Annotated in this window: 1 protein-coding gene; it reads left to right on the top strand. The window is 63.4% G+C overall.

Annotated elements, in window-relative coordinates:
* A partial coding sequence (locus LC490_RS24235) for a condensation domain-containing protein (protein WP_223621901.1) occupies positions 1-694 on the top strand: 694 nt, incomplete at both ends.

The raw sequence follows: 694 nt of genomic DNA, 5'->3' as shown, positions 1-694 counted from the left end.
GGTCGGCCGATACGACAATTTCTTCGAGCTCGGTGGGCATTCGTTGTTGGCCGTGACGCTGATGGAGCGCATGCGGCGCCGCGGATTGTCGACCGACGTGAAGTCGATCTTCAGCGCGCCGACGTTGTCGGATCTGGCGCGACTCGTGGACGGCGTCGATCGCGAAGTGGTCGTGCCGCCGAACCTGATCCCGCCCGGTTGTGACGTCATCACGCCGCAGATGCTGCCGCTGGTGCGTCTGACCGCGGCAGAGATCGGCCGGATTGTGGCGCATGTGTCGGGCGGTGCGTCCAATGTGCAGGACATTTATCCGCTGGCGCCGTTGCAGGAAGGCATTCTGTTCCATCATCTGATGGCGACGGACGGCGATCCGTACTTGTTGTCGAGCGTGTTCCGCTTCGATCAGCGTAACCGCCTGGACGCCTATCTGTCGGCGCTGCAGGCAGTGATCGACCGCCACGATATCCTGCGCACGGGCATCGTATGGGAAGGCGTGTCCGAGCCGGTGCAGGTGGTGTGGCGCGATTGCCCTCTGTCGATCGAAGAGATCGAGCTGGACTCGTCGGCGGGGCCTGCGATCGAGCAGCTGCAGGCGCGTTTCGATCCACGCGCATACCGCATCGATGTCAGTCAGGCCCCCTTGATGCGTGCGTTCGTGGCCTACGACGCCGCGTGCGACAAGTGGATATTGCTG

It is taken from the genome of Lysobacter sp. ESA13C, assembly GCF_019970005.1.
GTDB classification, from domain to species: domain Bacteria; phylum Pseudomonadota; class Gammaproteobacteria; order Xanthomonadales; family Xanthomonadaceae; genus Lysobacter; species Lysobacter antibioticus_B.
The sequence above is the reverse complement of the archived record's forward strand: the minus strand, read 5'-3'. Positions and strand labels throughout refer to the sequence as shown.